Consider the following 2,353-nt stretch of genomic DNA (forward strand, 5'->3'; position numbering starts at 1 on the left):
AGGTAATTGACCCCCTCAAAATCGGTAAAACCCCACACCCCCCACCCCACACCCTACACCCTGCCCCTAGGAAAAACTTTTTCAGCAGACCCTAAGTAGGGAGGCACAATTATTTGTAGGATGGGTTAGCGGTAGCGTAACATGAGCGGGCGTTGGGTTTCATGCTTCAACCCAACCTACGTTCATCTTATATTTAATTCCACCTACCTACTTAGACATTATTGAGGACAATTATTCGGCTCGACTACTCAAAGGGTTATTGAGATTGCTAGTGCCAGGACGTTTAACACTATGGGATTGTAGCAGCGAGATCGCCTGTTGGTACTGGGGATCATCCTTAGTTCCCACCAAAGAAGGATCATCGCGGAAGCGCAGCTGTTGTTCCTGGGTTAACTCGATCTGCACATCGGGTTTAATGCCTTTTTTGTAGATATTTTCGCCGTTGGGGGGATAATAACGGGCAATTGTCACCGCTAAACCGGAACCATCGGAGAGGGTGTGTACCGATTGGACGGTACTCTTGCCATAGGTCGATGTACCCACTAAAGTCGCCCGGCCATTTTCTTTCAGCGCCCCGGCGAGGATTTCGCTGGCGCTGGCGGAACCTTTATTCACCAAGACCACGAGGGGTAAATCGGTAATAGCGGTGTTATTGGCGATAAATTGGCGATCACCGCCCCGTCGATCGATGGTGCTAACGATTTTGCCCTGTTTCATCCACATGCGAGCGATATCGACACTAGCAAATAGTAAACCCCCGGGGTTGCCCCGCAGATCGAGAACATAGCCGGATACCTGTTGTTGACTTAATTCCTCGATCGCTTCTTTCATTTGTTCGGCTGCGTGGGAACTAAATTCATCCAGTTTAATATAACCAACTTTCACCCCACCTTCCTGTTTAAGGGTATAGCTAACCGAGGGGATTTCGATATCTACCCGGGTCAAAGTCACTTCAAATACACCTCGATCGGGACGGGCAAGCTGTAAACTAACGCTAGTACCCACTTCTCCCTGTAGGGCTTCCATTGCTTGTTCTAGGGTCATTAAAGCGGTGGGTTTGCCATTAATTCTGATCAGGCGATCGCCGCTTTTCACTCCCGCTTCCTTGGCGGGGGATTTTTTCACCGTATCGACAACGATCAGATCGCTAGTGCGTTTATCGAGGGCTAAACGTACCCCAATTCCCGATAATTCTCCGGAAGTTTGACTGGTGAGGACAGAAAATTCCCTAGGAGTTAAAAAACGGGTATAAGTATCACCCAATTCCTTTAAAGCTTCCCGAATTGCCGTGTAAGCTTGTTGGGGATTAGTATAATTTCTGCTTAACAATTCTTGACGTTTTTTTTGCCAATCGATTTGATGAAAACTACGATCTACAAATTCATTATTAACAATTTGCCAGACCTGGTCGATGACTGCTTTCGGGTTATCTTCTAAGGGTTTTTCCCCTTTGGCTGCGGGGGTGAGAACCATCAGGGAACTAACTGCTAGGGTAGCGATCGCACCTCCAGATAGGAGTTTCTGCACGGAAACGAACGAGGGACGCGACTGGTTCATAAAGACAAAGCCAAAATAAGATTGACGTTTAGATAAAGCCATTCAAAAAGCGGGAGCATTTTGCCTTCGAGGGAGGTGAGGAGCAGTGTTAACTACGACTTTCGTATAGATAGGGGAGTTCCTTGTCTGGCTCTAATATCCACTATAATTCTACTTCTAGAAAATCGAGTAATATCTGGCGATGAATTTTTCCTAAAGGACGAGTCTGATTAATCTTCTGGGAATAGTATTCCCCTTGAAGGATGGCAGCCGGGGGTAATAATGCTAAATCTTGCCCTTCCGTTTGCACTAATTTTTCTAATTCCAGGGTCAGGGGTACATGATAAAGATAACGAGAGAGATTATCATCGTTATAACAGCGAAAATGGCGTAAACTAGGAGCTTCGTAGTTAATTTCTTCTTTTAACTCTCGTTTTAACCCTATTTCTGGACTTTCACCCGCTTCTAAGTGACCACCAAATAAACCCCACACCCCCGGATAGAGAATCGTCGGGATGTCGTCGCGCAACTGCATTAAAAATCGACCGTCCTGTTCCAAAATCGCCAAAGCAACAAATATCATCAGTTATCAGTTATCAGTTATCAGTTATCAGGAGTCAGGAGTCAGGAGTCAGGAGACGGGAGACTATTTTATTTATTCTCCCCACACCCCACACCCCACACCCCACACCCCACACCCGTTACAGTAGAGCAGGAAGTCGCCTTCCCACCCCCTGCTTCAAAACCGGACTTACGACTTTCGCCGTATCCGGCTCCTGAGTAACTAGGCTACTGTCATTAGTAGAATAATAATGGG

Annotated in this window: 3 protein-coding genes; 1 reads left to right on the top strand and 2 read right to left on the bottom strand. The window is 46.6% G+C overall.

From position 1 onward, the window contains the following. Positions 1–231: 231 nt before the first annotated feature. Together ctpB and PX481_RS02245 are read right to left on the bottom strand one after the other, a co-directional pair. Positions 232–1,557 carry a carboxyl-terminal processing protease CtpB gene (gene ctpB, locus PX481_RS02240; RefSeq protein WP_043999194.1) on the bottom strand — a complete coding sequence of 442 codons (1,326 nt, stop codon included), beginning with the start codon at positions 1,555–1,557 and terminating at the stop codon, positions 232–234. A 142-nt stretch (positions 1,558–1,699) separates the two neighbouring features. Further along, positions 1,700–2,119 (bottom strand): NUDIX hydrolase, encoded by a 420-nt coding sequence (locus PX481_RS02245; protein WP_002760597.1) that lies wholly within the window; start codon positions 2,117–2,119, stop codon positions 1,700–1,702. Between PX481_RS02245 and PX481_RS02250 the strand changes: the two genes are divergently transcribed. Beyond that, complete coding sequence (locus PX481_RS02250) at positions 2,052–2,246, top strand: hypothetical protein (RefSeq protein ID WP_288028103.1); 195 nt, start codon at positions 2,052–2,054, stop codon at positions 2,244–2,246. The genes PX481_RS02245 and PX481_RS02250 overlap by 68 nt on opposite strands. Positions 2,247–2,353: the final 107 nt, after the last annotated feature.

It is taken from the genome of Microcystis sp. M53603_WE2 (genome assembly GCF_030065435.1).